At 67.2% G+C, this 19,815-nt stretch carries 34 protein-coding genes; all 34 read right to left on the bottom strand.

Annotated elements, in window-relative coordinates; all coding sequences use genetic code 11:
- Positions 1–18: 18 nt before the first annotated feature.
- The 34 genes from truA to WH07_RS36730 all read right to left on the bottom strand — a co-directional run bounded on the left by truA (position 19) and on the right by WH07_RS36730 (position 19,810).
- A complete protein-coding gene (truA, locus tag WH07_RS25730) occupies positions 19–882 on the bottom strand; it encodes a tRNA pseudouridine(38-40) synthase TruA (RefSeq protein WP_046504692.1) in 864 nt (287 codons plus the stop codon).
- Between the two features lie 80 nt (positions 883–962).
- Positions 963–1,475 carry a 50S ribosomal protein L17 gene (gene rplQ, locus WH07_RS25725; protein ID WP_046504688.1) on the bottom strand — a complete coding sequence of 171 codons (513 nt, stop codon included), beginning with the start codon at positions 1,473–1,475 and terminating at the stop codon, positions 963–965.
- Between the two features lie 144 nt (positions 1,476–1,619).
- Complete coding sequence (locus WH07_RS25720) at positions 1,620–2,642, bottom strand: DNA-directed RNA polymerase subunit alpha (RefSeq protein ID WP_003956430.1); 1,023 nt, start codon at positions 2,640–2,642, stop codon at positions 1,620–1,622.
- Positions 2,643–2,783: 141 nt separating this feature from the next.
- Positions 2,784–3,188, bottom strand: coding sequence for a 30S ribosomal protein S11 (rpsK, locus tag WH07_RS25715; protein WP_003956432.1), 405 nt, complete (start codon positions 3,186–3,188; stop codon positions 2,784–2,786).
- A 67-nt stretch (positions 3,189–3,255) separates the two neighbouring features.
- Positions 3,256–3,636: a 30S ribosomal protein S13 gene (rpsM, locus tag WH07_RS25710; RefSeq protein ID WP_046504684.1), complete on the bottom strand. Its 381-nt coding sequence runs from the start codon at positions 3,634–3,636 to the stop codon at positions 3,256–3,258.
- A 174-nt stretch (positions 3,637–3,810) separates the two neighbouring features.
- Positions 3,811–3,924: a 50S ribosomal protein L36 gene (gene rpmJ / locus WH07_RS25705; RefSeq protein ID WP_003956441.1), complete on the bottom strand. Its 114-nt coding sequence runs from the start codon at positions 3,922–3,924 to the stop codon at positions 3,811–3,813.
- Positions 3,925–3,982: 58 nt separating this feature from the next.
- Positions 3,983–4,204, bottom strand: coding sequence for a translation initiation factor IF-1 (gene infA, locus WH07_RS25700; protein WP_003956442.1), 222 nt, complete (start codon positions 4,202–4,204; stop codon positions 3,983–3,985).
- A 199-nt stretch (positions 4,205–4,403) separates the two neighbouring features.
- Entirely contained in the window at positions 4,404–5,240 is an 837-nt protein-coding gene (gene map, locus WH07_RS25695; RefSeq protein WP_046504670.1) for a type I methionyl aminopeptidase, read from the bottom strand.
- A gap of 134 nt (positions 5,241–5,374) precedes the next feature.
- Positions 5,375–6,040 carry an adenylate kinase gene (locus tag WH07_RS25690; RefSeq protein WP_046504667.1) on the bottom strand — a complete coding sequence of 222 codons (666 nt, stop codon included), beginning with the start codon at positions 6,038–6,040 and terminating at the stop codon, positions 5,375–5,377.
- Positions 6,040–7,359, bottom strand: a complete 1,320-nt coding sequence (secY, locus tag WH07_RS25685; RefSeq protein WP_046504664.1) for a preprotein translocase subunit SecY — start codon at positions 7,357–7,359, stop codon at positions 6,040–6,042. The genes WH07_RS25690 and secY overlap by 1 nt, the downstream gene beginning before the upstream one ends.
- Positions 7,360–7,539: 180 nt before the next feature.
- Positions 7,540–7,995, bottom strand: a complete 456-nt coding sequence (gene rplO, locus WH07_RS25680; protein ID WP_046504661.1) for a 50S ribosomal protein L15 — start codon at positions 7,993–7,995, stop codon at positions 7,540–7,542.
- A gap of 1 nt (position 7,996) precedes the next feature.
- Positions 7,997–8,179, bottom strand: coding sequence for a 50S ribosomal protein L30 (gene rpmD / locus WH07_RS25675; RefSeq protein ID WP_046504659.1), 183 nt, complete (start codon positions 8,177–8,179; stop codon positions 7,997–7,999).
- On the bottom strand, positions 8,179–8,784 hold the full coding sequence (gene rpsE, locus WH07_RS25670; protein ID WP_046504656.1) for a 30S ribosomal protein S5: 606 nt from the start codon (positions 8,782–8,784) through the stop codon (positions 8,179–8,181). Before rpsE ends, rpmD begins: the two co-directional genes overlap by 1 nt.
- A 46-nt stretch (positions 8,785–8,830) precedes the next feature.
- On the bottom strand, positions 8,831–9,214 hold the full coding sequence (rplR, locus tag WH07_RS25665) for a 50S ribosomal protein L18 (protein ID WP_046504654.1): 384 nt from the start codon (positions 9,212–9,214) through the stop codon (positions 8,831–8,833).
- A gap of 3 nt (positions 9,215–9,217) precedes the next feature.
- Entirely contained in the window at positions 9,218–9,757 is a 540-nt protein-coding gene (rplF, locus tag WH07_RS25660; RefSeq protein ID WP_046504651.1) for a 50S ribosomal protein L6, read from the bottom strand.
- Between the two features lie 21 nt (positions 9,758–9,778).
- Positions 9,779–10,177, bottom strand: a complete 399-nt coding sequence (rpsH, locus tag WH07_RS25655) for a 30S ribosomal protein S8 (RefSeq protein WP_046504649.1) — start codon at positions 10,175–10,177, stop codon at positions 9,779–9,781.
- 232 nt (positions 10,178–10,409) lie between these two features.
- Positions 10,410–10,595 carry a type Z 30S ribosomal protein S14 gene (locus WH07_RS25650; RefSeq protein ID WP_003948630.1) on the bottom strand — a complete coding sequence of 62 codons (186 nt, stop codon included), beginning with the start codon at positions 10,593–10,595 and terminating at the stop codon, positions 10,410–10,412.
- Positions 10,596–10,597: 2 nt separating this feature from the next.
- A complete protein-coding gene (rplE, locus tag WH07_RS25645; RefSeq protein WP_046504645.1) occupies positions 10,598–11,158 on the bottom strand; it encodes a 50S ribosomal protein L5 in 561 nt (186 codons plus the stop codon).
- On the bottom strand, positions 11,158–11,481 hold the full coding sequence (gene rplX, locus WH07_RS25640; RefSeq protein WP_046504642.1) for a 50S ribosomal protein L24: 324 nt from the start codon (positions 11,479–11,481) through the stop codon (positions 11,158–11,160). The genes rplE and rplX overlap by 1 nt, the downstream gene beginning before the upstream one ends.
- A 2-nt stretch (positions 11,482–11,483) precedes the next feature.
- Positions 11,484–11,852 (bottom strand): 50S ribosomal protein L14, encoded by a 369-nt coding sequence (gene rplN, locus WH07_RS25635; protein ID WP_003974257.1) that lies wholly within the window; start codon positions 11,850–11,852, stop codon positions 11,484–11,486.
- 99 nt (positions 11,853–11,951) lie between these two features.
- A complete protein-coding gene (gene rpsQ, locus WH07_RS25630) occupies positions 11,952–12,236 on the bottom strand; it encodes a 30S ribosomal protein S17 (protein ID WP_046504638.1) in 285 nt (94 codons plus the stop codon).
- Positions 12,236–12,460 (bottom strand): 50S ribosomal protein L29, encoded by a 225-nt coding sequence (rpmC, locus tag WH07_RS25625; RefSeq protein WP_046504635.1) that lies wholly within the window; start codon positions 12,458–12,460, stop codon positions 12,236–12,238. Before rpmC ends, rpsQ begins: the two co-directional genes overlap by 1 nt.
- The gene (gene rplP, locus WH07_RS25620) at positions 12,460–12,879 is read right to left on the bottom strand and encodes a 50S ribosomal protein L16 (protein WP_046504633.1); all 420 of its coding nucleotides are present in this window, start codon (positions 12,877–12,879) and stop codon (positions 12,460–12,462) included. Before rplP ends, rpmC begins: the two co-directional genes overlap by 1 nt.
- 5 nt (positions 12,880–12,884) lie before the next feature.
- A complete protein-coding gene (rpsC, locus tag WH07_RS25615; RefSeq protein ID WP_046504630.1) occupies positions 12,885–13,730 on the bottom strand; it encodes a 30S ribosomal protein S3 in 846 nt (281 codons plus the stop codon).
- A complete protein-coding gene (rplV, locus tag WH07_RS25610; RefSeq protein ID WP_004571827.1) occupies positions 13,730–14,077 on the bottom strand; it encodes a 50S ribosomal protein L22 in 348 nt (115 codons plus the stop codon). Before rplV ends, rpsC begins: the two co-directional genes overlap by 1 nt.
- 41 nt (positions 14,078–14,118) lie before the next feature.
- Positions 14,119–14,400 carry a 30S ribosomal protein S19 gene (rpsS, locus tag WH07_RS25605; RefSeq protein ID WP_030742199.1) on the bottom strand — a complete coding sequence of 94 codons (282 nt, stop codon included), beginning with the start codon at positions 14,398–14,400 and terminating at the stop codon, positions 14,119–14,121.
- Positions 14,401–14,414: 14 nt separating this feature from the next.
- Entirely contained in the window at positions 14,415–15,251 is an 837-nt protein-coding gene (gene rplB, locus WH07_RS25600) for a 50S ribosomal protein L2 (RefSeq protein WP_046504626.1), read from the bottom strand.
- Between the two features lie 47 nt (positions 15,252–15,298).
- Positions 15,299–15,616 carry a 50S ribosomal protein L23 gene (gene rplW, locus WH07_RS25595; RefSeq protein ID WP_046504624.1) on the bottom strand — a complete coding sequence of 106 codons (318 nt, stop codon included), beginning with the start codon at positions 15,614–15,616 and terminating at the stop codon, positions 15,299–15,301.
- The gene (rplD, locus tag WH07_RS25590) at positions 15,616–16,302 is read right to left on the bottom strand and encodes a 50S ribosomal protein L4 (protein ID WP_046504622.1); all 687 of its coding nucleotides are present in this window, start codon (positions 16,300–16,302) and stop codon (positions 15,616–15,618) included. The genes rplW and rplD overlap by 1 nt, the downstream gene beginning before the upstream one ends.
- 8 nt (positions 16,303–16,310) lie before the next feature.
- Complete coding sequence (gene rplC, locus WH07_RS25585) at positions 16,311–16,955, bottom strand: 50S ribosomal protein L3 (RefSeq protein ID WP_046504621.1); 645 nt, start codon at positions 16,953–16,955, stop codon at positions 16,311–16,313.
- A gap of 14 nt (positions 16,956–16,969) precedes the next feature.
- Positions 16,970–17,278, bottom strand: coding sequence for a 30S ribosomal protein S10 (gene rpsJ, locus WH07_RS25580; RefSeq protein ID WP_003948644.1), 309 nt, complete (start codon positions 17,276–17,278; stop codon positions 16,970–16,972).
- A 451-nt stretch (positions 17,279–17,729) separates the two neighbouring features.
- Entirely contained in the window at positions 17,730–18,251 is a 522-nt protein-coding gene (locus tag WH07_RS25575; protein ID WP_052744562.1) for a hypothetical protein, read from the bottom strand.
- The gene (locus tag WH07_RS25570) at positions 18,248–19,585 is read right to left on the bottom strand and encodes an AAA family ATPase (RefSeq protein WP_046504614.1); all 1,338 of its coding nucleotides are present in this window, start codon (positions 19,583–19,585) and stop codon (positions 18,248–18,250) included. The genes WH07_RS25575 and WH07_RS25570 overlap by 4 nt, the downstream gene beginning before the upstream one ends.
- A gap of 129 nt (positions 19,586–19,714) precedes the next feature.
- A complete protein-coding gene (locus WH07_RS36730) occupies positions 19,715–19,810 on the bottom strand; it encodes a DUF397 domain-containing protein (RefSeq protein WP_232789062.1) in 96 nt (31 codons plus the stop codon).
- Positions 19,811–19,815 lie beyond the last annotated feature (5 nt).

Genomic DNA, 19,815 nt, shown 5'->3' with positions numbered 1-19,815 from the left:
GGCTTTACGAAACACGCTTTAGCAGCAGAAAGAACTGCCGCCCAGCGTCCGCTTGTTGCGCGCCTCCCGGTTGCGGGAGGCCAGCAACGCGTCCTCGGGATAGCCGACTTCCTCCAGCGTCAGCCCGTGCGGCCGTACGACATGGACCGCCGAGTCCCGCACCCCCGCCGCCAGCACCTTCGCCGGCCACTCCACCGGCCGGTGCTCGTCGCCCACGAACAGCAGCGCGCCCACCAGCGACCGCACCATGTTGTGGCAGAAGGCATCGGCCCGTACGGTCGCGGTGATCACCCCGTGCGCGTCCCGCGCCCACTCCAGCCGCTGGAGCGTACGGATGGTCGTGGCGCCCTCGCGCCGCTTGCAGTACGCCGCGAAGTCGTGCTCGCCGAGCAGCCCGGCCGACGCCGCGTTCATCGCCGCCACGTCCAACGGCCAGTCGTGCCACAGCACATGACCCCGCAGCAGCGGATCGACACCGCCGGGGTGATCCACCACCCGGTACGCGTACCGCCGCCAGAGCGCTGAGAAGCGGGCGTTGAACCCCGCCGGTGCCTCGGCGACCTCCCAGACCCGGACATCATGGCCCAGCCGCCCCGCCAGCCGCCGCAGCAGCCTCTCCCGGTGCTCGGCCCACACGGACTCCGGCAGATCGACATGCGCGACCTGCCCGCGCGCGTGGACGCCCGCGTCCGTACGCCCGGCCACGGTCAGCTCGTACGTACGCGAGGAGCGGGTCACCGTACGCAGCGCGTCCTCGATCTCCCCCTGGACGGTGCGCCGGCCGGTCTGTTTCGCCCAGCCGGAGAAGTCCTTGCCGTCGTACGAGAGGTCCAGCCGCACCCGTACGAAGCCGGGCTCCGGTCCCTCGATGTCCTCACTCACCTGCTTGCTTCCCCTTCACAGCGGAACGGGCCCGCCCCCACCGCGGGGAGCGGACCCGTCCGTCAGCGTCGTCCGTACGCTCAGGCGTCCTTGGACTCGGCCCCGTCGGCCTCGGCCTCGGCCGGCTTGGCGTCCTCGACGGCCTCGGCCGGAGCCTCGTCCTTCTTGAGGGCGTCCTCCTTGACCGCGCGCTTGGTGGCGGCCTCGGCCTCACCGGTCGCCTGCTGCGCCACGGTCAGGGCCTCGACCAGCTCGATGACCGCCATCGGCGCGTTGTCGCCACGACGGTTGCCGATCTTGGTGATACGGGTGTAACCACCGGGGCGGTTCTCGTACCGCGGCGCGATCTCGGTGAAGAGCGTGTGCACGATGCCCTTGTCCGTGATCGAACGGAGCACCAGGCGACGGTTGTGGATGTCGCCCTTCTTCGCCTTGGTGATGAAGCGCTCCGCGACCGGACGCAGGCGGCGGGCCTTGGCCTCGGTCGTGGTGATGCGGCCGTGCTCGAAGAGCGACTTCGCGAGGTTCGCGAGAAGCAGCTTCTCGTGCGCGGCGCTGCCGCCCAGACGGGCGCCCTTGGCGGGCTTCGGCATGGTGTTTCTCCTAGTGTCTGCACCGGCCGTATCAGGTACCGGTGTCAGTTCCCGTGAAGCGGCCGCCCCACGGCAAAATCAAGCGACGAAATCAAGCCCGTCCGGCGATTGAGGACAAAGCCCCAGCCCCGGGCCCGGGGCCGCTCAGTACTGCTCGGTCTCCACAAAGCCCGCATCCGCGTCGTCGTCCGCGCCGAACGCGTCCGCCGCGGCCGTCGGGTCGAATCCGGGCGGGCTGTCCTTGAGCGCCAGTCCCATGCCCGCCAGCTTCGCCTTGACCTCGTCGATCGACTTCGCGCCGAAGTTGCGGATGTCCAGCAGATCCGCCTCGGAGCGCGCCACCAGCTCACCCACGGAGTGGATGCCCTCGCGCTTGAGGCAGTTGTACGACCGGACGGTCAGCTCCAGCTCCTCGATCGGCAGGGCCAGATCCGCGGCGAGCGCGGCGTCCGTCGGCGACGGGCCCATGTCGATGCCCTCGGCGTCGATGTTCAGCTCGCGCGCCAGGCCGAACAGCTCGACCAGGGTCTTGCCCGCGGACGCCATGGCGTCACGCGGCCGCATGGCCTGCTTGGTCTCGACATCGACGATCAGCTTGTCGAAGTCGGTGCGCTGCTCGACACGGGTCGCCTCGACCTTGTACGTGACCTTGAGCACCGGCGAGTAGATCGAGTCGACCGGGATACGCCCGATCTCCTGGCCCACCTGCTTGTTCTGCACGGCGGAGACATAACCGCGGCCACGCTCGACCGTCAGCTCCATCTCCAGCTTGCCCTTGCCGTTCAGCGTCGCCAGGACGAGATCCGGGTTGTGGACCTCGACACCGGCCGGCGGGGCGATGTCGGCGGCGGTGACCAGGCCGGGACCCTGCTTGCGCAGGTACATCACGACCGGCTCGTCGTGCTCCGAGGAGACGACGAGCTGCTTGATGTTGAGGATGAGGTCGGTGACGTCCTCCTTGACGCCCGGCACGGTGGTGAACTCGTGCAGGACCCCGTCGATCCGGATGCTGGTGACAGCGGCGCCCGGGATCGAGGAGAGGAGCGTACGGCGGAGCGAGTTTCCGAGCGTGTAGCCGAAGCCCGGCTCCAGCGGCTCGATGACGAACCGCGAACGGTATTCGTCGACGACCTCTTCGGTCAGCGACGGACGCTGAGCGATAAGCATGCGTGAATCCTTCAGTTGGGGACGCCCGCTATTTGACGTCCTTCGGTACTGCTCCGTTCAAGAGTACGGGCGGCACGGCACGAAAGCGCCGAGCCGCCCATACCGCACATCAGCCTCAGATGCGGCCAACCGCATCCAAGGTCAGACGCGCCTCCGCTTCGGCGGGCGGCAGCCGTTGTGCGGGGTGGGGGTGACGTCCTGGATCGAACCCACCTCCAGGCCGGTGGCCTGGAGCGAGCGGATCGCGGTCTCACGGCCGGAGCCGGGACCCTTCACAAAGACGTCGACCTTGCGCATGCCGTGCTCCTGCGCGCGGCGGGCGGCCGACTCGGCGGCCATCTGCGCGGCGAAGGGGGTGGACTTGCGCGAGCCCTTGAAGCCGACGTGGCCGGCGGAGGCCCAGGAGATCACATTGCCCGAGGGGTCCGTGATCGAGACGATCGTGTTGTTGAACGTGCTCTTGATGTGGGCGTGCCCATGAGCGACGTTCTTCTTTTCCTTGCGGCGCACCTTCTTGGCTGCACCCTGTCGGCCCTTAGGAGGCATGTTCTGACTTCCTGCGAGGAGGTGATCGGTCCTACAGCGAAGACCGCTGATGAGCGTCCGCTGAGGACTACTTCTTGCCCGGCTTCTTCTTGCCGGCGATGGCGCGACGCGGGCCCTTGCGGGTACGGGCGTTGGTGCTGGTGCGCTGGCCGTGCACCGGCAGGCCACGGCGGTGGCGCAGACCCTGGTAGCAGCCGATCTCCACCTTGCGGCGGATGTCGGCGGCGATCTCGCGACGGAGGTCACCCTCGGTCTTGAGGTTGGCGTCGACATACTCGCGGATCTTGACGAGGTCTTCCTCGGCGAGGTCGCGGACGCGGACATTCGGGTCGACGCCGGTGGCGGCGAGCGTCTCCTTGGACCGGGTGCGCCCGATACCGAAGACGTAGGTGAGGGCGACCTCGACGCGCTTCTCGCGCGGAAGGTCAACGCCTGCGAGGCGTGCCATTCATGGCTCCTGTTGATGTTCGGAGGTCTTCCGCAGTGACTGTCCCGGGCTCGGTACGGTCCGGGTCCCCGGCCTCCGCCGGAGGTGTCGGTCCCCTCGTACGGGAACCGGACACTGCGTAATTGCGATGTGCTCGCGTCGCGCGAAGTACTGCGAGAGGCAGGCGGTCGTGCGTCAGCCCTGGCGCTGCTTGTGGCGCAGGTTGTCGCAGATGACCATGACCCGGCCGTGACGGCGGATCACCTTGCACTTGTCGCAGATCTTCTTGACGCTCGGCTTGACCTTCATGGGATTGAGGTTCTCCGGGTCAGTGCCAACACCCCCGGGAAGGGGTGATCAGCAAGATCTACTTGTATCGGTAGACGATCCGGCCACGCGTCAGGTCGTAGGGAGACAGCTCCACCACGACCCGGTCATCGGGGAGGATCCGGATGTAGTGCATCCGCATCTTGCCGCTGATGTGCGCGAGGACCTTGTGACCGTTCTGGAGCTCCACCTTGAACATGGCGTTCGGGAGGGACTCGATCACGGTGCCCTCAATTTCGATGGCACCTTGCTTCTTGGCCACGCTTCGCCCTTCGAATCGGCTACCTTGATCAACTCCGGCAGCCGCGAAGCCGTAACAGCCGTAACACTCAACAACGGCATACGGACACACGGGTACACAAGAGCCGACGCGTCAGTCTACGGCAGCACACCCGGAAAGACGAATCCGTGAAGTTTGCCCAGCCCACGAGATCCTTAAGCGGAACCTGGCGGGCCGGGCCTCAGGCGAGGGGGTCCGGCGCCGCCGTCACACCCAGCTCCGCCAGCTTGGCCCGGCCGCCGTCGGGCGCCGTCAGCACCAGCGGGCCCTGTTCGGTGAGCGCCACCGAGTGCTCCCAGTGTGAGGCCCAGGTGCCGTCCGTCGTGATCACCGTCCACTCGTCGGCGAGCACCTCCGTACGGGGCGTGCCCAGCGAGACCATGGGCTCGATCGCCAGACAGAAACCGGGGACCAGCCGGGGGCCCTTGCCGCGCTTGCGCGAGACGTAGTTCAGCAGATGCGGGTCCATGTGCATCTGCGAGCCGATGCCGTGCCCGCCGTAGTCCTCGATGATCCCGTACTTGCCGCCGCCGGGGCGCGGCTGGCGCCGGACGTACGTCTCGATCGCCCGGGACACGTCCACCAGCCGGCCGCCGTTCTTCATCGCGGCGATCCCGGCCCACATCGACTCCTCGGTCACCCGGGACAGCTCGACCAGCTCCGGAGCGTGACCCGAGCCCACGAAGGCGGTGAAGGCCGCGTCGCCGTGCCAGCCGTCGATGATCGCGCCGGCGTCGACGGAGATGATGTCGCCGTCCTTGAGCACGGTCCTGTCGTCCGGGATGCCATGGACGACGACCTCGTTGACCGAGGTGCAGATGGTCGCGGGGAATCCGCCGTACCCCAGGAAGTTCGACTTGGCGCCGTGCTCGGACAGCACCTTGCGCGCGACCTCGTCCAGATCCCTGGTGGTGGCACCCGGCACCGCGGCCTCGCGGGTGGCCGCGTGCACGGCGGCGACGACCAGTCCCGCCTCGCGCATCTTCGCGATCTGCTCGGGAGTCTTGATCTCCACCATCGTTCTGCCTTCCGCCCGGTGCCCGGACTCGTCGTGACCCGTCGAACGCGGGAGCCGCGCCCCCGTACCCGCTCAACACTACGGCCGTGGTGCCCGGGGGACGCCACGGCCGTAAGCCGGCTTGCCTTGCTCGGTCAGGCCTGTGCGGCCCGGTCCTTCTGGAGCGCCTCCATCGCACGCTCGGTCACCTCGGTGACCTTGCCGAGCGCGGAGATCGTCACCACCAGGCCCTGGGCCCGGTAGTGGTCGATGATCGGCTCCGTCTGGGTGTGATAGACCTCCAGCCGGGTCCGTACCGTCTCCTCGGAGTCGTCGTCCCGCTGGTACAGCTCGCCTCCGCAGTGGTCACAGACGCCCTCCTTCTGCGGCGGGCTGTACGTCACGTGAAACACATGCGCGCTGTCGTTGCGGCAGATCCGCCGGCCGGCGATCCGCCGTACGACCTCGTCCTCGGGGACCTCCAGGTCCAGCACCGCGTCCAGCTTCAGACCCTCGCGCTTGAGCGCCTCGTCCAGCGCCTCCGCCTGCGACACATTCCGCGGGAAACCGTCCAGCAGGAAGCCGTTCACGGCGTCCTGCTGGGCCATCCGGTCCAGAGCCATCGCGATGGTCACCTCGTCGGGCACCAGGTTCCCGGCGTCCATGTACGCCTTCGCCTGCTTGCCCAGCTCGGTGCCCTGGCTGATGTTGGCCCGGAAGAGGTCGCCCGTGGAGATGTGCGGTACCGAGAGGTTCTTGGCAAGGTACGCAGCCTGCGTTCCCTTGCCGGCACCGGGCGGTCCGACGAGGACGATTCGCATCAGCGGAGGAACCCTTCGTAGTTGCGCTGCTGAAGCTGGCTCTCGATCTGCTTCACGGTCTCCAGACCCACACCCACGATGATCAGGATGCTTGTCCCGCCGAACGGGAAGTTCTGGTTCGCGCCTCCGAAGCCCGCCAACGCCATCGTCGGTACAAGAGCGATCAGACCCAGGTACAGCGAGCCCGGCCAAGTGATCCTGTTGAGCACGTAGCTCAGATACTCGGCTGTCGGGCGACCTGCCCGGATACCCGGGATGAACCCACCATACTTCTTCATGTTGTCCGCGACTTCTTCGGGGTTGAAGGAGATCGCCACGTAGAAGAAGGCAAAGAACACGATCAGCAGGAAGTACGTCACGATGTAGTACGGGTGGTCACCCTTGACGAAGTGCGCCTCGATCCAGGTCTTCCAGCCCGCGTTCGAGCTGGAGAACTGCGCGACCAGCGCCGGGATGTAGAGCAGCGACGACGCGAAGATGACCGGGATCACACCCGCCTGGTTGACCTTGAGCGGGATGTATGTCGACGTACCGCCGTACGACCGCCGGCCGATCATGCGCTTCGCGTACTGCACGGGGATACGGCGCTGTGCCTGCTCGACGAAGACGACCAGGCCCACCATGACGAAGCCGATCAGGATGACCGTACCGAACTCGATCCAGCCCTTGGCCAGCGTGCCGCTCTGCTTGATGGCCCAGAGCGCGCCCGGGAAACCGGCCGCGATCGAGATGAACATCAGGATGGACATGCCGTTGCCGATACCGCGGTCGGTGATCAGCTCGCCGAGCCACATCACGGCCGCGGTGCCCGCGGTCATGGTGATCACCATGGTGACGGTGACGAAGATCGACTGGTCGGGCACGATCTCCGAGGCGACCGGGCAGCCGCTGAAGAGCGCGCCGCTGCGGGCGGTGGCGACCAGGCCGGTGCCCTGGAGCACGGCGAGGGCGACGGTCAGATAGCGGGTGTACTGAGTGATCTTGGCCTGGCCGGACTGCCCCTCCTTCTTGAGGGCCTCCAGCCTGGGGATGACCACGGTCAGGAGCTGGAGGATGATGCTCGCGGTGATGTACGGCATGATGCCGAGCGCGAAGATCGTGATCTGCAGCAGCGCTCCGCCGCTGAACATGTTCACCAGGCCGAACAGGCTGTTATTGCCCTTCTGGGCCGCGTCGACACAGGTCTGGACATTCTCGTAGCTGACACCTGGTACGGGGATGTGCGCCCCGAGCCGGTACAGCACGATGATGCCGAGCGTGAAGAGCAGCTTCTTGCGCAGGTCGGGCGTCTTGAACGCCCGGGCGAACGCGGTGAGCACGGTGCCTCCTGCGACCCCCGCGCTACTGCGTCAAGGGTGACGGTCTTGAGGATCGACGGATAAGGAACAAGCAACAATGCACGCCACCTTACCGGCGACTGTGCCCCCCTAGGAACGACCAACCGGGGATGCCTCGTGTGAGAGACATCCCCGGTCGGGTGTTCAAGCCATCGATCCGCCTCAGACGGACTCGGTGACGGTGCCGCCCGCGGCGGCGATCTTCTCCTTGGCGGACCCGGAGACGGCGTCCACCGTCACCGTGAGTGCCACGGAGATCTCGCCCTGGCCGAGGACCTTGACAGGGCTGTTCTTGCGTACCGCGCCCTTGGAGACCAGATCGGCCACCGTGACCTCGCCGCCCTCGGGGTAGAGGACCGCGAGCTTCTCCAGGTTCACCACCTGGTACTCGGTGCGGAACGGGTTCTTGAAGCCCTTGAGCTTCGGGAGCCGCATGTGGAGGGGCATCTGGCCACCCTCGAAGCGCTCCGGAACCTGGTAACGGGCCTTGGTGCCCTTGGTGCCACGACCCGCGGTCTTGCCCTTCGACGCCTCACCACGGCCCACACGGGTCTTCGCGGTCTTGGCGCCGGGGGCAGGACGGAGGTTGTGGACCTTCAGCGGGTTGCTCTCCGCCATGTCAGTCGACCTCCTCAACCGTCACGAGGTGGCGGACGGTGCGCACCATGCCGCGGAACTCGGGACGGTCCTCCTTGACAACCACGTCGTGCAGGCGCTTGAGCCCGAGCGAGCGCAGGGTGTCGCGGTGGTTCTGCTTGCTGCCGATGTACGACTTCGTCTGCGTGATCCTGAGACGGGCCATTACGCACCCGCTCCCGCACGTGCCCGCAGCAGGGCCGCGGGGGCGACGTCCTCGAGGGGCAGACCGCGGCGGGCCGCGATCTCCTCGGGGCGCTGGAGGCCCTGGAGGGCCTCCACCGTCGCGTGCACGATGTTGATCGCGTTGTCCGAGCCGAGCGACTTCGACAGGATGTCGTGCACGCCCGCGCACTCCAGCACGGCACGCACCGGGCCGCCGGCGATCACGCCGGTACCGGGGGAAGCCGGCTTGAGCAGAACGACGCCCGCGGCCTTCTCGCCCTGGATCGGGTGCGGGATGGTGCCCTGGATACGGGGGACCTTGAAGAAGTGCTTCTTGGCCTCCTCAACGCCCTTGGCGATGGCGGCCGGCACCTCCTTGGCCTTGCCGTAACCGACACCCACGGTGCCGTCACCGTCGCCCACCACGACCAGCGCGGTGAAGCTGAAGCGACGACCACCCTTCACGACCTTGGCGACACGGTTGATCGCGACGACACGCTCGACGTACGCGGTCTTCTCGGCGGCCGCCGAACCGCCGTCACGGCCCTTCCGGTCCCGCCGCTCGCCGCCACCGGCACCGCTCCCGCGGCGCTGGGGTCCAGCCATTGGATCTACCTCTCTCTGTTACGTCCGCTAGCTCCGGAACCGGGGCCTAGAACTTCAGCCCGGCCTCGCGGGCGGCGTCGGCCAGAGCGGCGATCCGCCCGGCGTACTGGTTGCCACCACGGTCGAACACGACGGCCTCGATACCGGCCGCCTTGGCACGCTCGGCGACCAGCGACCCGACCTGCTTGGCCAGGGTGCTCTTGTCGCCCTCGGTGCCACGGATCGAGGCGTCCAGGGTCGACGCCGACGCGAGCGTGTGGCCCGCGATGTCGTCGATGACCTGGGCCACCATGTGGCGGTTGGAACGCGTCACGACGAGGCGCGGGCGCTCCTGCGTGCCCGAGACCTTCTTGCGGACGCGGATGTGGCGGCGCTTGATGGCAGCGGCCTTGTAGGCCTTGCCCTTGGCGATCTTCACACCGTATGCCATGGCTTACTTACCAGCCTTTCCGACCTTGCGGCGGATGACCTCGCCGGCGTACTTGACGCCCTTGGCCTTGTACGGGTCGGGCTTCCGCAGCTTGCGGATGTTCGCCGCGACCTCGCCGACCTTCTGCTTGTCGATGCCCTCGACGGAGAACTTCGTGGGCGACTCGACCTTGAAGGTGATGCCTTCGGGCGCCTCGATGAGGATCGGGTGGCTGTAGCCCAGGGCGAACTCCAGATTGGAGCCCTTCGCCTGGACGCGGTAACCGACACCGCTGATTTCGAGCGCCTTGACGTATCCCTGGGTCACGCCGGTGATCATGTTCGCCACCAGCGTGCGGGACAGGCCGTGCAGGGCCTTGTTCTGACGCTCGTCGTTGGGGCGCGACACCGTGAGGATGCCGTCCTCGCCCTTGGTGACCTCGATCGGCGCTGCGACGGTGTGCGAGAGGGTGCCCTTGGGACCCTTCACGGCGACCGTACGGCCATCGATGGTGACGTCCACACCAGCGGGAACCTGGATGGGGAGCTTGCCGATTCGCGACATGAGCCTTTCCTCCGTTCCCGACTACCAGACGTAGGCGAGGACTTCCCCACCCACGCCCTTCTTGCTGGCCTGCTGGCCGGTCAGGAGACCGTGGGACGTGGAGATGATCGCCACGCCCAGGCCGCCCAGGACCTTCGGCAGGTTGGTGGACTTCGCGTACACACGCAGACCCGGCTTGGAGATGCGCTTGATGCCGGCGATCGAACGCTCGCGGTTCGGGCCGAACTTCAGCTCCAGGACGAGGTTCTTGCCGACCTCGGCGTCCTCGACCTTCCAGCCGGTGATGAAGCCCTCCTGCTGGAGGATCTCCGCGATATGCGACTTGATCTTGCTGTGCGGCATCACGACTTCGTCGTGGTATGCCGAATTCGCGTTGCGCAGACGCGTGAGCATGTCTGCGATGGGATCAGTCATGGTCATGAATTGGCCTTCGGCCTCTCTCGCCGGGGTTTCCTGTATGCGCCATCCCTCTCCCCGGTGAGTACCGGGACGGGTGCGGTGCGGGGACCTACGGCGTAGTAAGTCTGAATGGACGGCAGGCGCCCAACCCCACAAGCCTACGGCATGCGAGGCAGGGCTCCGGCCGGCCAATTGCTTACCGAGAGCTTCTGGTTGGTTCCCTCACGGGGAATGCGATTCCCCCGCGGAAGAACTACCAGGAGCTCTTGGTGACGCCCGGCAGCTCGCCGCGGTGGGCCATCTCACGAAGGCACACACGGCACAGGCCGAACTTGCGGTAGACGGAGTGGGGACGGCCGCAGCGCTGGCAGCGGGTGTAACCGCGCACACCGAACTTCGGCTTGCGGGCGGCCTTAGCGATCAGAGCCTTCTTCGCCACGGTCAGTTCTCCTTGAACGGGAAGCCGAGGTGACGAAGGAGGGCACGACCCTCGTCGTCGTTGGTCGCCGTGGTGACCACGGTGATGTCCATGCCCCGGACCCGGTCGATCTTGTCCTGGTCGATCTCGTGGAACATGACCTGCTCCGTGAGACCGAAGGTGTAGTTGCCACGGCCGTCGAACTGCTTGGGCGACAGACCGCGGAAGTCACGGATACGCGGCAGCGCGAGCGACAGCGTACGGTCCAGGAACTCCCACATACGGTCACCGCGGAGGGTGACGTGGCAGCCGATCGGCTGCCCCTCGCGCAGCTTGAACTGCGCGATGGACTTCCGGGCCTTGGTGACGGACGGCTTCTGGCCGGTGATCGTGGTGAGGTCCTTGATGGCACCCTCGATCAGCTTGGAGTCGCGGGCGGCGTCGCCCACACCCATGTTGACCACGATCTTGACGAGGCCGGGGATCTGCATGACGTTCTCGTACGAGAACTCCTCACGCAGCTTGCCGGCGATCTGCTCGCGGTAGCGCAGCTTCAGACGCGGCGCGGTAGTGGTCGCAGTCATCAGATGTCCTCACCGGTCCGCTTGGCAACGCGGATCTTGTTGCCCTCGTCGTCAAAGCGGTAGCCGACGCGGGTGACGACCTTCTTGCCGTCCTTCTCCACGACGAGCTGAACATTGCTGACGTGGATGGGGGCCTCGGTGGTGACGATGCCGCCGGTCTGCGAACCGCGGGCCGTCTGGCCGGCCTTGGTGTGCTTCTTGACCCGGTTGACACCTTCGACGAGGACGCGGTCCTGGCGGGGGTAGGCCACGATGACCTTGCCCTGCTTGCCCTTGTCCTTGCCGGTGATGACCTGAACCAGGTCGCCCTTCTTGATCTTCATGCCTACAGCACCTCCGGCGCGAGCGAGATGATCTTCATGAACTTCTTCTCGCGCAGCTCACGGCCCACCGGGCCGAAGATACGGGTGCCGCGAGGGTCGCCGTCGTTCTTCAGAATGACGGCGGCGTTCTCGTCGAAGCGGATGTACGAGCCGTCCGGACGGCGGCGCTCCTTGACGGTGCGAACGATGACCGCCTTGACGACGTCACCCTTCTTCACGTTGCCACCGGGGATCGCGTCCTTGACGGTGGCGACGATGACGTCACCGATGCCCGCGTAGCGGCGGCCGGAGCCACCGAGAACACGGATGGTGAGAATCTCCTTCGCACCCGTGTTGTCGGCGACACGCAGTCGCGACTCCTGCTGGATCACGTCTATCTCCTGATCGTCTGCCGGTTCCCCGGGGGCCGATCACTCGGCCCCCGGAGCCTGGCGGAACTGTTCCGAGGAGGAACTCCCCCTCGGAGGGGTTTACTTGGCCTTTTCGAGGATCTCGACGATGCGCCACCGCTTGGTGGCGGACAGCGGCCGGGTCTCCATCAGGAGGACGCGGTCGCCGACGCCGGCGGCGTTCTGCTCGTCGTGCGCCTTGAGCTTGTTCGTACGGCGGATGACCTTGCCGTACAGCGCGTGCTTGACGCGGTCCTCGACAGCGACGACGACGGTCTTGTCCATCTTGTCGCTGACGACCAGGCCCTCACGGGTCTTGCGGAATCCGCGGTCGGTCGTGGTCTCGGTCACGTTGTTCTCAGTCATCAGGCGCTCTCCACCGTCTCGATGCCCAGCTCGCGCTCACGCATCAGGGTGTAGATCCGCGCGATGTCCTTACGGACGAGCTTCAGCCGCCCATGATTCTCGAGCTGGCCGGTCGCCGCCTGGAAGCGGAGATTGAACAGCTCTTCCTTGGCCTCGCGGAGCTTGTTCACCAGCTCCTCGTCGCCCAGCTCGCGCAGTTCGGACGCCTTGGTCACGGCCGCCATCACGCCTCACCTGCCTCGCGCCGGACGATGCGGCACTTCATCGGAAGCTTGTGAGCAGCGCGGGTAAGCGCCTCACGCGCAATCTTCTCGTTCGGGTAGGACAGTTCGAACATCACCCGGCCGGGCTTGACGTTCGCGATCCACCACTCCGGGGAGCCCTTACCGGAACCCATGCGGGTCTCGGCGGGCTTCTTGGTGAGCGGGCGGTCCGGGTAGATGTTGATCCAGACCTTGCCGCCACGCTTGATGTGGCGGGTCATCGCGATACGGGCGGCCTCGATCTGACGGTTCGTCACATAGGCCGGGGTCAGCGCCTGGATGCCGTACTCGCCGAACGAGACCTGCGTGCCGCCCTTGGACATACCGCTGCGCTTCGGGTGGTGCTGCTTGCGGTGCTTGACCCTACGGGGGATCAGCATGTCGGTCAGGCCTCCGTTCCACCGGTAGAAGAGGACGTCGCCTCGGCCGGCGCGGCGGTGGCGTCGGCCTTGGGGGCCTCGGCCGCCGGGTTCTGCTGCGGCTTGCGGCCACGGCCGCCACGCTCGCCACCGCGGCCGCCACGGCCGGCGGGACGGTCGTTGCCGCCGCCACGGGCCGGACGGTTGCCGGCGCGGGCCGCGGCGTTCTCGGCGCGCACCTCGGCGATGTTCTTGACGTCGCCCTTGTAGATCCAGACCTTCACGCCGATCCGGCCGAAGGTGGTCTTGGCCTCGAAGAAGCCGTAGTCCACATTGGCGCGGAGCGTGTGCAGGGGCACCCGGCCCTCGCGGTAGAACTCCGAGCGGGACATCTCGGCGCCGCCGAGACGGCCGCCGCACTGGATCTTGATGCCCTTGGCGCCCGCCTTCATCGTCGACTGCATGCTCTTGCGCATGGCACGACGGAAGGAGACACGCGAGGAGAGCTGCTCGGCGACGGCCTGCGCCACGAGCTGCGCGTCCACCTCGGGGTTCTTGACCTCGAGGATGTTGAGCTGGACCTGCTTGCCGGTGAGCTTCTCCAGCTCGCCGCGGATACGGTCGGCCTCCGCGCCACGGCGGCCGATGACGATGCCCGGACGCGCGGTGTGGATGTCGACGCGGACCCGGTCGCGGGTGCGCTCGATCTCGACCTTCGAGATCCCGGCCCGCTCCATGCCCTTCGTCATCATGCGACGAATGGCGACGTCTTCCTTGACGTAGTCCTTGTACAGCTTGTCGGCGTACCAGCGGGACTTGAAGTCCGTGGTGACACCGAGCCGGAACCCATGCGGGTTAACCTTCTGGCCCATTACCGGGTTCCTTCCTTGCTGCTGACGACCACGGTGATGTGGCTGGTCCGCTTACGGATCCGGTAGGCACGGCCCTGGGCACGCGGACGGAACCGCTTCAGGGTCGGGCCCTCGTCCACGTACGCCTCGCTGATGACCAGCGAAGAGGCGTCGGTGTGGTCGTAGTTGTGCGCGGCGTTGGCGATGGCGCTGTCCAGCACCTTGCCGACCGGCACGCTCGCGGCCTGCGGGGCGAAACGCAGGACCGCCTGAGCCTCCGTGGCGTCCATGCCACGGATGAGGTCCACCACGCGGCGGGCCTTCATGGGCGTGACGCGGATGTACCGCGCCTGGGCCCTGGCTTCCATGGTTGTCCCTTCGGTGTGAGTCATAGTCGTTCCACCCCGCGTCAGCGGCGCTTCGACTTCCGGTCGTCCTTGACGTGGCCGCGGAAGGTGCGAGTCGGCGAGAACTCGCCGAGCTTGTGGCCGACCATGGACTCGGTGATGAACACCGGGACATGGATCTTGCCGTTGTGCACCGCGATCGTGTGGCCCAGCATGGCCGGGACGATCATCGAGCGACGGGACCAGGTCTTGATGACGTTCTTGGTGCCGGCTTCGTTCTGGACATCCACCTTCTTGATCAGGTGGTCGTCGACGAAGGGCCCCTTCTTGAGACTGCGCGGCATCTGAAAACCCGCTCCTAGCGCTTCTTGTTCGTCTTGCGGCGGCGGACGATGTACTTGTTGCTCGCCTTCTTGGGAGAACGAGTACGACCCTCCTTCTGACCCCACGGGCTGACCGGGTGGCGACCACCGGAGGTCTTGCCCTCACCACCACCGTGCGGGTGGTCGACCGGGTTCATGGCCACACCGCGGACGGTCGGGCGGACGCCCTTCCAGCGCATACGGCCGGCCTTGCCCCAGTTGATGTTCGACTGCTCGGCGTTGCCGACCTCGCCGATGGTGGCGCGGCAGCGGACGTCGACCAGCCGGATCTCACCGGACGGCATACGGAGGTGGGCCATGGAGCCCTCCTTCGCCAGAAGCTGCACGGAGGCACCCGCGGAGCGGGCGAACTTCGCGCCGCCGCCGGGCCGCAGCTCGATGGCGTGGATGGTCGTACCGACCGGGATGTTGCGCAGCGCCAGGTTGTTGCCGGGCTTGATGTCGGCGGTCGGGCCGTTCTCGACACGGGCGCCCTGCGCCAGGCCGCGCGGCGCGATGATGTAGCGCTTCTCGCCGTCGGCGTAGTGCAGCAGCGCGATGCGCGCGGTGCGGTTCGGGTCGTACTCGATGTGCGCGACCTTGGCGGGCACGCCGTCCTTGTCGTGCCGACGGAAGTCGATCACACGGTAGGCGCGCTTGTGGCCACCGCCCTGGTGGCGGACGGTCACACGACCGGCGTTGTTACGGCCGCCCTTGCTGTGCAGCGGGCGGACCAGCGACTTCTCCGGCGTGGACCGCGTGATCTCGACAAAGTCGGCGACGCTGGAGCCACGACGGCCCGGGGTCGTCGGCTTGTACTTGCGGATACCCATTTCTCAGTCCTCGGAAGATTCCGGACTTCTGAACGATCCGTCCTCCGTCAGGAGGCCGGGCCGCCGAAGATGTCGATACGGTCGCCCTCAGCGAGGGTCACGATGGCGCGCTTGGTGTTGGCGCGCTTGCCGAAACCGGTGCGGGTGCGCTTGCGCTTGCCCTGGCGGTTGATCGTGTTGACCCCGGCGACCTTGACCGAGAAGACCGCTTCCACGGCCTGCTTGATCTGGGTCTTGTTGGCGTGGGGCGCGACGATGAACGTGTACTTGTTCTCGTCGAGCAGCGCGTAGCTCTTCTCGGAGACCACGGGCTTGACGAGGATGTCACGCGGGTCCGTGAAGGTCTTGCTGGTGACCTCGGCCATCAGGCTTCGCTCCCTTCGGTGTCGTCGGCGCCCGAGGCGTCGGCGTCCGCAGCGGCGGCGGACGGGGCCGGGCCGGACACGAAGGACTCGAAGGCGGCCTGGGTGAAGACCACGTCGTCGGAGACGAGCACGTCGTACGTGTTGAGCTGGCCCGGCGCCAGGATGTGCACCTGGGGCAGGTTGCGGGCGGACAGCCACGCGGCCTCGTCGGCGCGCTCGGCGACCAGGAGCAGGTTCTTGCGCTCCGAGATCTTGCCGAACAGCGTCTTCGCGGCCTTCGTGGACACGTCGCCGTCGACCACGCCGGAGACGACGTGGATACGGGAGTGCCGGGCCCGGTCGGTGAGGGCACCGCGCAGGGCGGCGGCCTTCATCTTCTTCGGGGTCCGCTGCGAGTAGTCACGCGGTACGGGACCGTGCACGACGCCACCGCCGGCGAACTGCGGGGCGCGGGTCGAGCCCTGACGGGCGCGGCCGGTGCCCTTCTGGCGGTACGGCTTCTTGCCACCGCCGCGGACCTCGCCACGGGTCTTGGTCTTGTGCGTGCCCTGCCGGGCGGCCGCGAGCTGGGCGACGACGACCTGGTGGATCAGCGGGATGCTGACCTTGGCGTCGAAGATCTCCGCGGGGAGCTCGACGGTCCCGGCCTTGTCGCCGGCCGGCGAAAGGATGTCAATGGTGCTCATGGGTTACCTCAGGCCCCCTTGGCCGCGGTACGGACCAGGACGAGGCCGCCGTTCGGACCGGGGACCGCGCCCTTGATCAGGAGCAGGCCCTTCTCCGCGTCAACGGCGTGAACGGTCAGGTTCTGGGTGGTGACCCGCTCGTTGCCCATGCGGCCCGCCATGCGGAGGCCCTTGAACACCCGGCCGGGGGTGGCGCAGCCACCGATGGAACCGGGAGAGCGGTGCTTGCGCTGGGTGCCGTGACCGGCGCCGAGGCCCTTGAAGTTGTGACGCTTCATGACACCGGCGAAGCCCTTGCCCTTGCTCTTGCCCGTGACGTCGACCTTGACGCCGGACTCGAACGTGGCGGCGGTGATCTCCTGGCCGAGCGAGTACTCGGCGGCGTCGGAGGTGCGCAGCTCCACCAGGTGGCGGCGGGGGGTCACGTCGGCCTTGGCGAAGTGGCCCTTGAGGGGCTTGTTCACCTTGCGCGGGTCGATCTCGCCGAAGGCGATCTGGACCGACTCGTAGCCGTCGGAGTCATTCGTACGGACCTGGGTAACGACACAGGGCCCGGCCTTGACGACGGTCACCGGGACGACACGGTTGTTCTCGTCCCAGACCTGGGTCATGCCGAGCTTCTCGCCCAGGACACCCTTGATCTGCTTAGCCATCTCTTCCGCGCCTCTCAGAGCTTGATCTCGATGTCGACGCCGGCCGGAAGGTCCAGGCGCATCAGCGAGTCAACGGTCTTGGGCGTCGGGTCGAGGATGTCGATCAGGCGCTTGTGCGTGCGCATCTCGAAGTGCTCGCGCGAGTCCTTGTACTTGTGCGGCGACTTGATGACGCAGTACACGTTCTTCTCAGTGGGCAGCGGCACCGGGCCCGCGACCGACGCACCAGTACGCGTCACCGTCTCGACGATCTTCTTCGCCGATGAGTCGATGACCTCGTGGTCGTAGGCCTTGAGCCGGATGCGGATCTTCTGTCCCGCCATGGCTGCTTCGTAGTCCTGTCTCTCGTAACGCTCTGGAACCCTGGTGGCCTGCGCTCTGCTCCGACCCACGCGGTCGGGCGTGTCGCATCCCCTCTATTCAGAACTCCCGAAGGATTTCCCAGCCGAGGGGGTGCGGCCCAAAGTCCGCGAAGCCGGTCACAGGCCGCATGTGCGTGCACTGACCACCGGGCGCCTGGCCGGGGCCCCGCTGACGCTTCCCGGAAGATTCCCGTACGTCCGTCCCAGCGCTGCCCGTAAGGCAGTTGGGACGACGAGTACTGTGGGACTCGCTTCCGGTCCCCCCGGCGGGAGGCGCGCAGCATCGGCACTCAACCGAGCAACCTGGCTAGTGTGCCACAGCGGCCAGGGCCATAGCCAATCGGGCCGGAAAGCGTACCCCACGGGCTGATCGGCGAATCCTCCGCGCCAATCATCCGCTCCCAGGCCGCTCTCAGGGCAACTCGGCCCAGGTCCCCATCGTGGCCTCCAGGGTCCAGATACGGACCTCGGCCTGCGCGCGGGACGCGTAGAGGTCGCGCTCCACCACGATACTCAGGTCGCCCGTCCCGAGCTGCTTGCGGACGGCGTGCTCGGCCAGATCCATACCCGTGCTGACACCGTCACAGAGGGGCACCAGGAAGGACCCGTCCCAGGTGCGCTCGTGCAGCACCCAGGGAGCCTCACCGTTGGCGGTCTTGCGCAGCAGCCCCATGAACGTTCCCGCGCAGCGGCGACGGGCCGAGCCGTCGGCGATCTGGAAGACATGATTGCCGGTCTCGACGACGGTCGCCGTAGGCAGGACGAACCGCACGCCTTCCTTCAGCCGGGCGTCCATCTCGGCCAGGATCTCGGTGCGGTGATCATTCCTGAAGGGAATGTCGAGGATCTCCACGAAGACCGAGGTGTCAAGGAAATCGACGACGGGGAGCCGGAGTCCCGGGCGGCGATGCCTGTTCAGGGGCCCCTTGCTCACAGGCTCCTCAAGAAGTCCTCGACGCTGGTCACTTCGGCGTCCCGTGGGCGTACGGCGTCCGGCAGCCGCCCCTTGATCACGGCGTCGCCCAGATCACCGGCCGCCAGCAGCTCCACGTACCCGGGAAGATCGGTGAGACGCGTCAGCCGGCTCTCGCCCGAGTCCGGGTCCCGGGTGCAGACCAGGACTCCGGGGTGGTCCTCCGCGGTGAGCGCGTTGAGCAGCGCCGGACTGTGGGTGGTGAAGAGGACCTCGATCCGCCCTCGCCGCGACTCCTCCCTCATGAGGCGCAGCACCCGGGCGGCCTGGGTGGGGTAGAGCCCGTTCTCGATCTCCTCGATCACGAGGAGACGCTCAGGCCGGATCAAATCCGCGGCACAGGTTGGCTCGGGTGCTTCGAGCATCGCCGTGCCGAAGGCGAGAAAGCGGAGCATCCCGTCGCTGAGGAGCCGCGCGGGAATCTCGTGCACAGCGCCGTGGAACCCGGACTCGTGGAGTACGAGCTGTACGTCCCCGAGAGAGGTGACGACCGTGTCCACATCGACCACTGGATACTCCGGCATCCCGTTGATCAAATGCTTGAGCCGGTCGAACGCCCGCGGGTTGTGACGCCTCAGCTCGCTCACCACCGCGCTGAGATTGTCCGCGCTGCGACGCAGTTCGGTGTCACGCTCGGGGACGTACCGGCGCATAAGATGCGGGACCGGGTCCAGGAGGAAGACCTCCTTGAGCGCCGCCAGCACATGGCCGGCCGCCTTCTCCACGAGATCACCGGCCCTTGTCTCCGGCACCCGCAGCGGGGCCACGGAACAGGCAAGCCGGTCCGAGGTCAGCGTGCCGCCCACCTCAAGCTCCTTCCGGCCATTGAAATACCGCAGCGCGAGCAGGTCGTCACGCATTTCGTACGGTTCCGTCGCCAGCAGGATGCGGCCGGAGGGCAGCCTCCTGTTGCCGTACAGGACCCCCTCCACCGCGACCAGCCGCTCACGGCGGACACGGACGGTGGGCCGCACCTCGATCTCGACGTCGAAGTCGTACACCGCCTCGCCGACCCGCACCCGGCAGCCGATGGCGAAAGCGTCGCGCCCCAGCGGAGCGCACCCCTCGGCGCCGCCGCGGATCGGTTCCTCCCCGCCGTGCCGAGGCCCGTCGAGCGCGTCCCGTACCGGCTCGCCGAGCGCCAGCCGGGAGAGGACCGTCAGAGCGTCCAGCGCGTTCGACTTGCCACTGCCGTTACGGCCGATCAGAAGGGTGAGTGCCTGGAGCGGCAAGCGCTGGTCGGTGAAGCTCTTGAAGGAGGTCAGGTGCACCTCCTCCAGGCGGGGTCTCTGCACCGGGCACCTCTCTCGATCGACCGGTTCGTCCGGGCCGGGGCACCACGGAACCGCTTCTCAGCTAACAGCACCTATCGGGCACGGTCCAGCGGGCCCAGACGGCATGTCCGCCGTCCGCCCGTGGGCGGCTCAGCGCTCGCGGGTGTACGAGATGAAGCCGGCCCAGGAGGTCGGGGTGAGGGTGAGGCGGGGGCCCTGGGGGTGCTTGGAGTCGCGGACGAGGATGGCGG

Source organism: Streptomyces odonnellii (genome assembly GCF_000981895.1).
Taxonomy (GTDB): Bacteria; Actinomycetota; Actinomycetes; order Streptomycetales; family Streptomycetaceae; genus Streptomyces; species Streptomyces odonnellii.
This window is presented reverse-complemented; position numbering and strand designations above follow the sequence as displayed.

Bases quoted from the DNA above. Each gene is read 5' to 3' on its own strand.
- rpsM (WP_046504684.1), bottom strand. From the start codon at position 3,636: ATGGCACGCCTCGCAGGCGTTGACCTTCCGCGCGAGAAGCGCGTCGAG.
- rplD (WP_046504622.1), bottom strand. From the start codon at position 16,302: ATGAGCACCATTGACATCCTTTCGCCGGCCGGCGACAAGGCCGGGACC.
- rpsJ (WP_003948644.1), bottom strand. From the start codon at position 17,278: ATGGCGGGACAGAAGATCCGCATCCGGCTCAAGGCCTACGACCACGAG.
- rpmD (WP_046504659.1), bottom strand. From the start codon at position 8,179: ATGGCCCGTCTCAGGATCACGCAGACGAAGTCGTACATCGGCAGCAAG.
- rpsE (WP_046504656.1), bottom strand. From the start codon at position 8,784: ATGGCTGGACCCCAGCGCCGCGGGAGCGGTGCCGGTGGCGGCGAGCGG.
- rplC (WP_046504621.1), bottom strand. From the start codon at position 16,955: ATGGCTAAGCAGATCAAGGGTGTCCTGGGCGAGAAGCTCGGCATGACC.
- rplO (WP_046504661.1), bottom strand. From the start codon at position 7,995: ATGGCGGAGAGCAACCCGCTGAAGGTCCACAACCTCCGTCCTGCCCCC.
- rplW (WP_046504624.1), bottom strand. From the start codon at position 15,616: ATGGCCGAGGTCACCAGCAAGACCTTCACGGACCCGCGTGACATCCTC.
- rplF (WP_046504651.1), bottom strand. From the start codon at position 9,757: ATGTCGCGAATCGGCAAGCTCCCCATCCAGGTTCCCGCTGGTGTGGAC.
- WH07_RS25690 (WP_046504667.1), bottom strand. From the start codon at position 6,040: ATGCGAATCGTCCTCGTCGGACCGCCCGGTGCCGGCAAGGGAACGCAG.
- rpsC (WP_046504630.1), bottom strand. From the start codon at position 13,730: ATGGGCCAGAAGGTTAACCCGCATGGGTTCCGGCTCGGTGTCACCACG.
- rpsS (WP_030742199.1), bottom strand. From the start codon at position 14,400: ATGCCGCGCAGTCTCAAGAAGGGGCCCTTCGTCGACGACCACCTGATC.
- rplR (WP_046504654.1), bottom strand. From the start codon at position 9,214: ATGGCATACGGTGTGAAGATCGCCAAGGGCAAGGCCTACAAGGCCGCT.
- rplP (WP_046504633.1), bottom strand. From the start codon at position 12,879: ATGCTGATCCCCCGTAGGGTCAAGCACCGCAAGCAGCACCACCCGAAG.
- rpsH (WP_046504649.1), bottom strand. From the start codon at position 10,177: ATGACCATGACTGATCCCATCGCAGACATGCTCACGCGTCTGCGCAAC.
- rpsQ (WP_046504638.1), bottom strand. From the start codon at position 12,236: ATGACTGAGAACAACGTGACCGAGACCACGACCGACCGCGGATTCCGC.
- rplE (WP_046504645.1), bottom strand. From the start codon at position 11,158: ATGACTGCGACCACTACCGCGCCGCGTCTGAAGCTGCGCTACCGCGAG.
- rplV (WP_004571827.1), bottom strand. From the start codon at position 14,077: ATGGAAGCCAGGGCCCAGGCGCGGTACATCCGCGTCACGCCCATGAAG.
- rpmC (WP_046504635.1), bottom strand. From the start codon at position 12,460: ATGGCGGCCGTGACCAAGGCGTCCGAACTGCGCGAGCTGGGCGACGAG.
- rplX (WP_046504642.1), bottom strand. From the start codon at position 11,481: ATGAAGATCAAGAAGGGCGACCTGGTTCAGGTCATCACCGGCAAGGAC.
- rplB (WP_046504626.1), bottom strand. From the start codon at position 15,251: ATGGGTATCCGCAAGTACAAGCCGACGACCCCGGGCCGTCGTGGCTCC.
- rpsK (WP_003956432.1), bottom strand. From the start codon at position 3,188: ATGCCTCCTAAGGGCCGACAGGGTGCAGCCAAGAAGGTGCGCCGCAAG.
- map (WP_046504670.1), bottom strand. From the start codon at position 5,240: ATGGTGGAGATCAAGACTCCCGAGCAGATCGCGAAGATGCGCGAGGCG.
- rplQ (WP_046504688.1), bottom strand. From the start codon at position 1,475: ATGCCGAAGCCCGCCAAGGGCGCCCGTCTGGGCGGCAGCGCCGCGCAC.
- WH07_RS25720 (WP_003956430.1), bottom strand. From the start codon at position 2,642: ATGCTTATCGCTCAGCGTCCGTCGCTGACCGAAGAGGTCGTCGACGAA.
- rpmJ (WP_003956441.1), bottom strand. From the start codon at position 3,924: ATGAAGGTCAAGCCGAGCGTCAAGAAGATCTGCGACAAGTGCAAGGTG.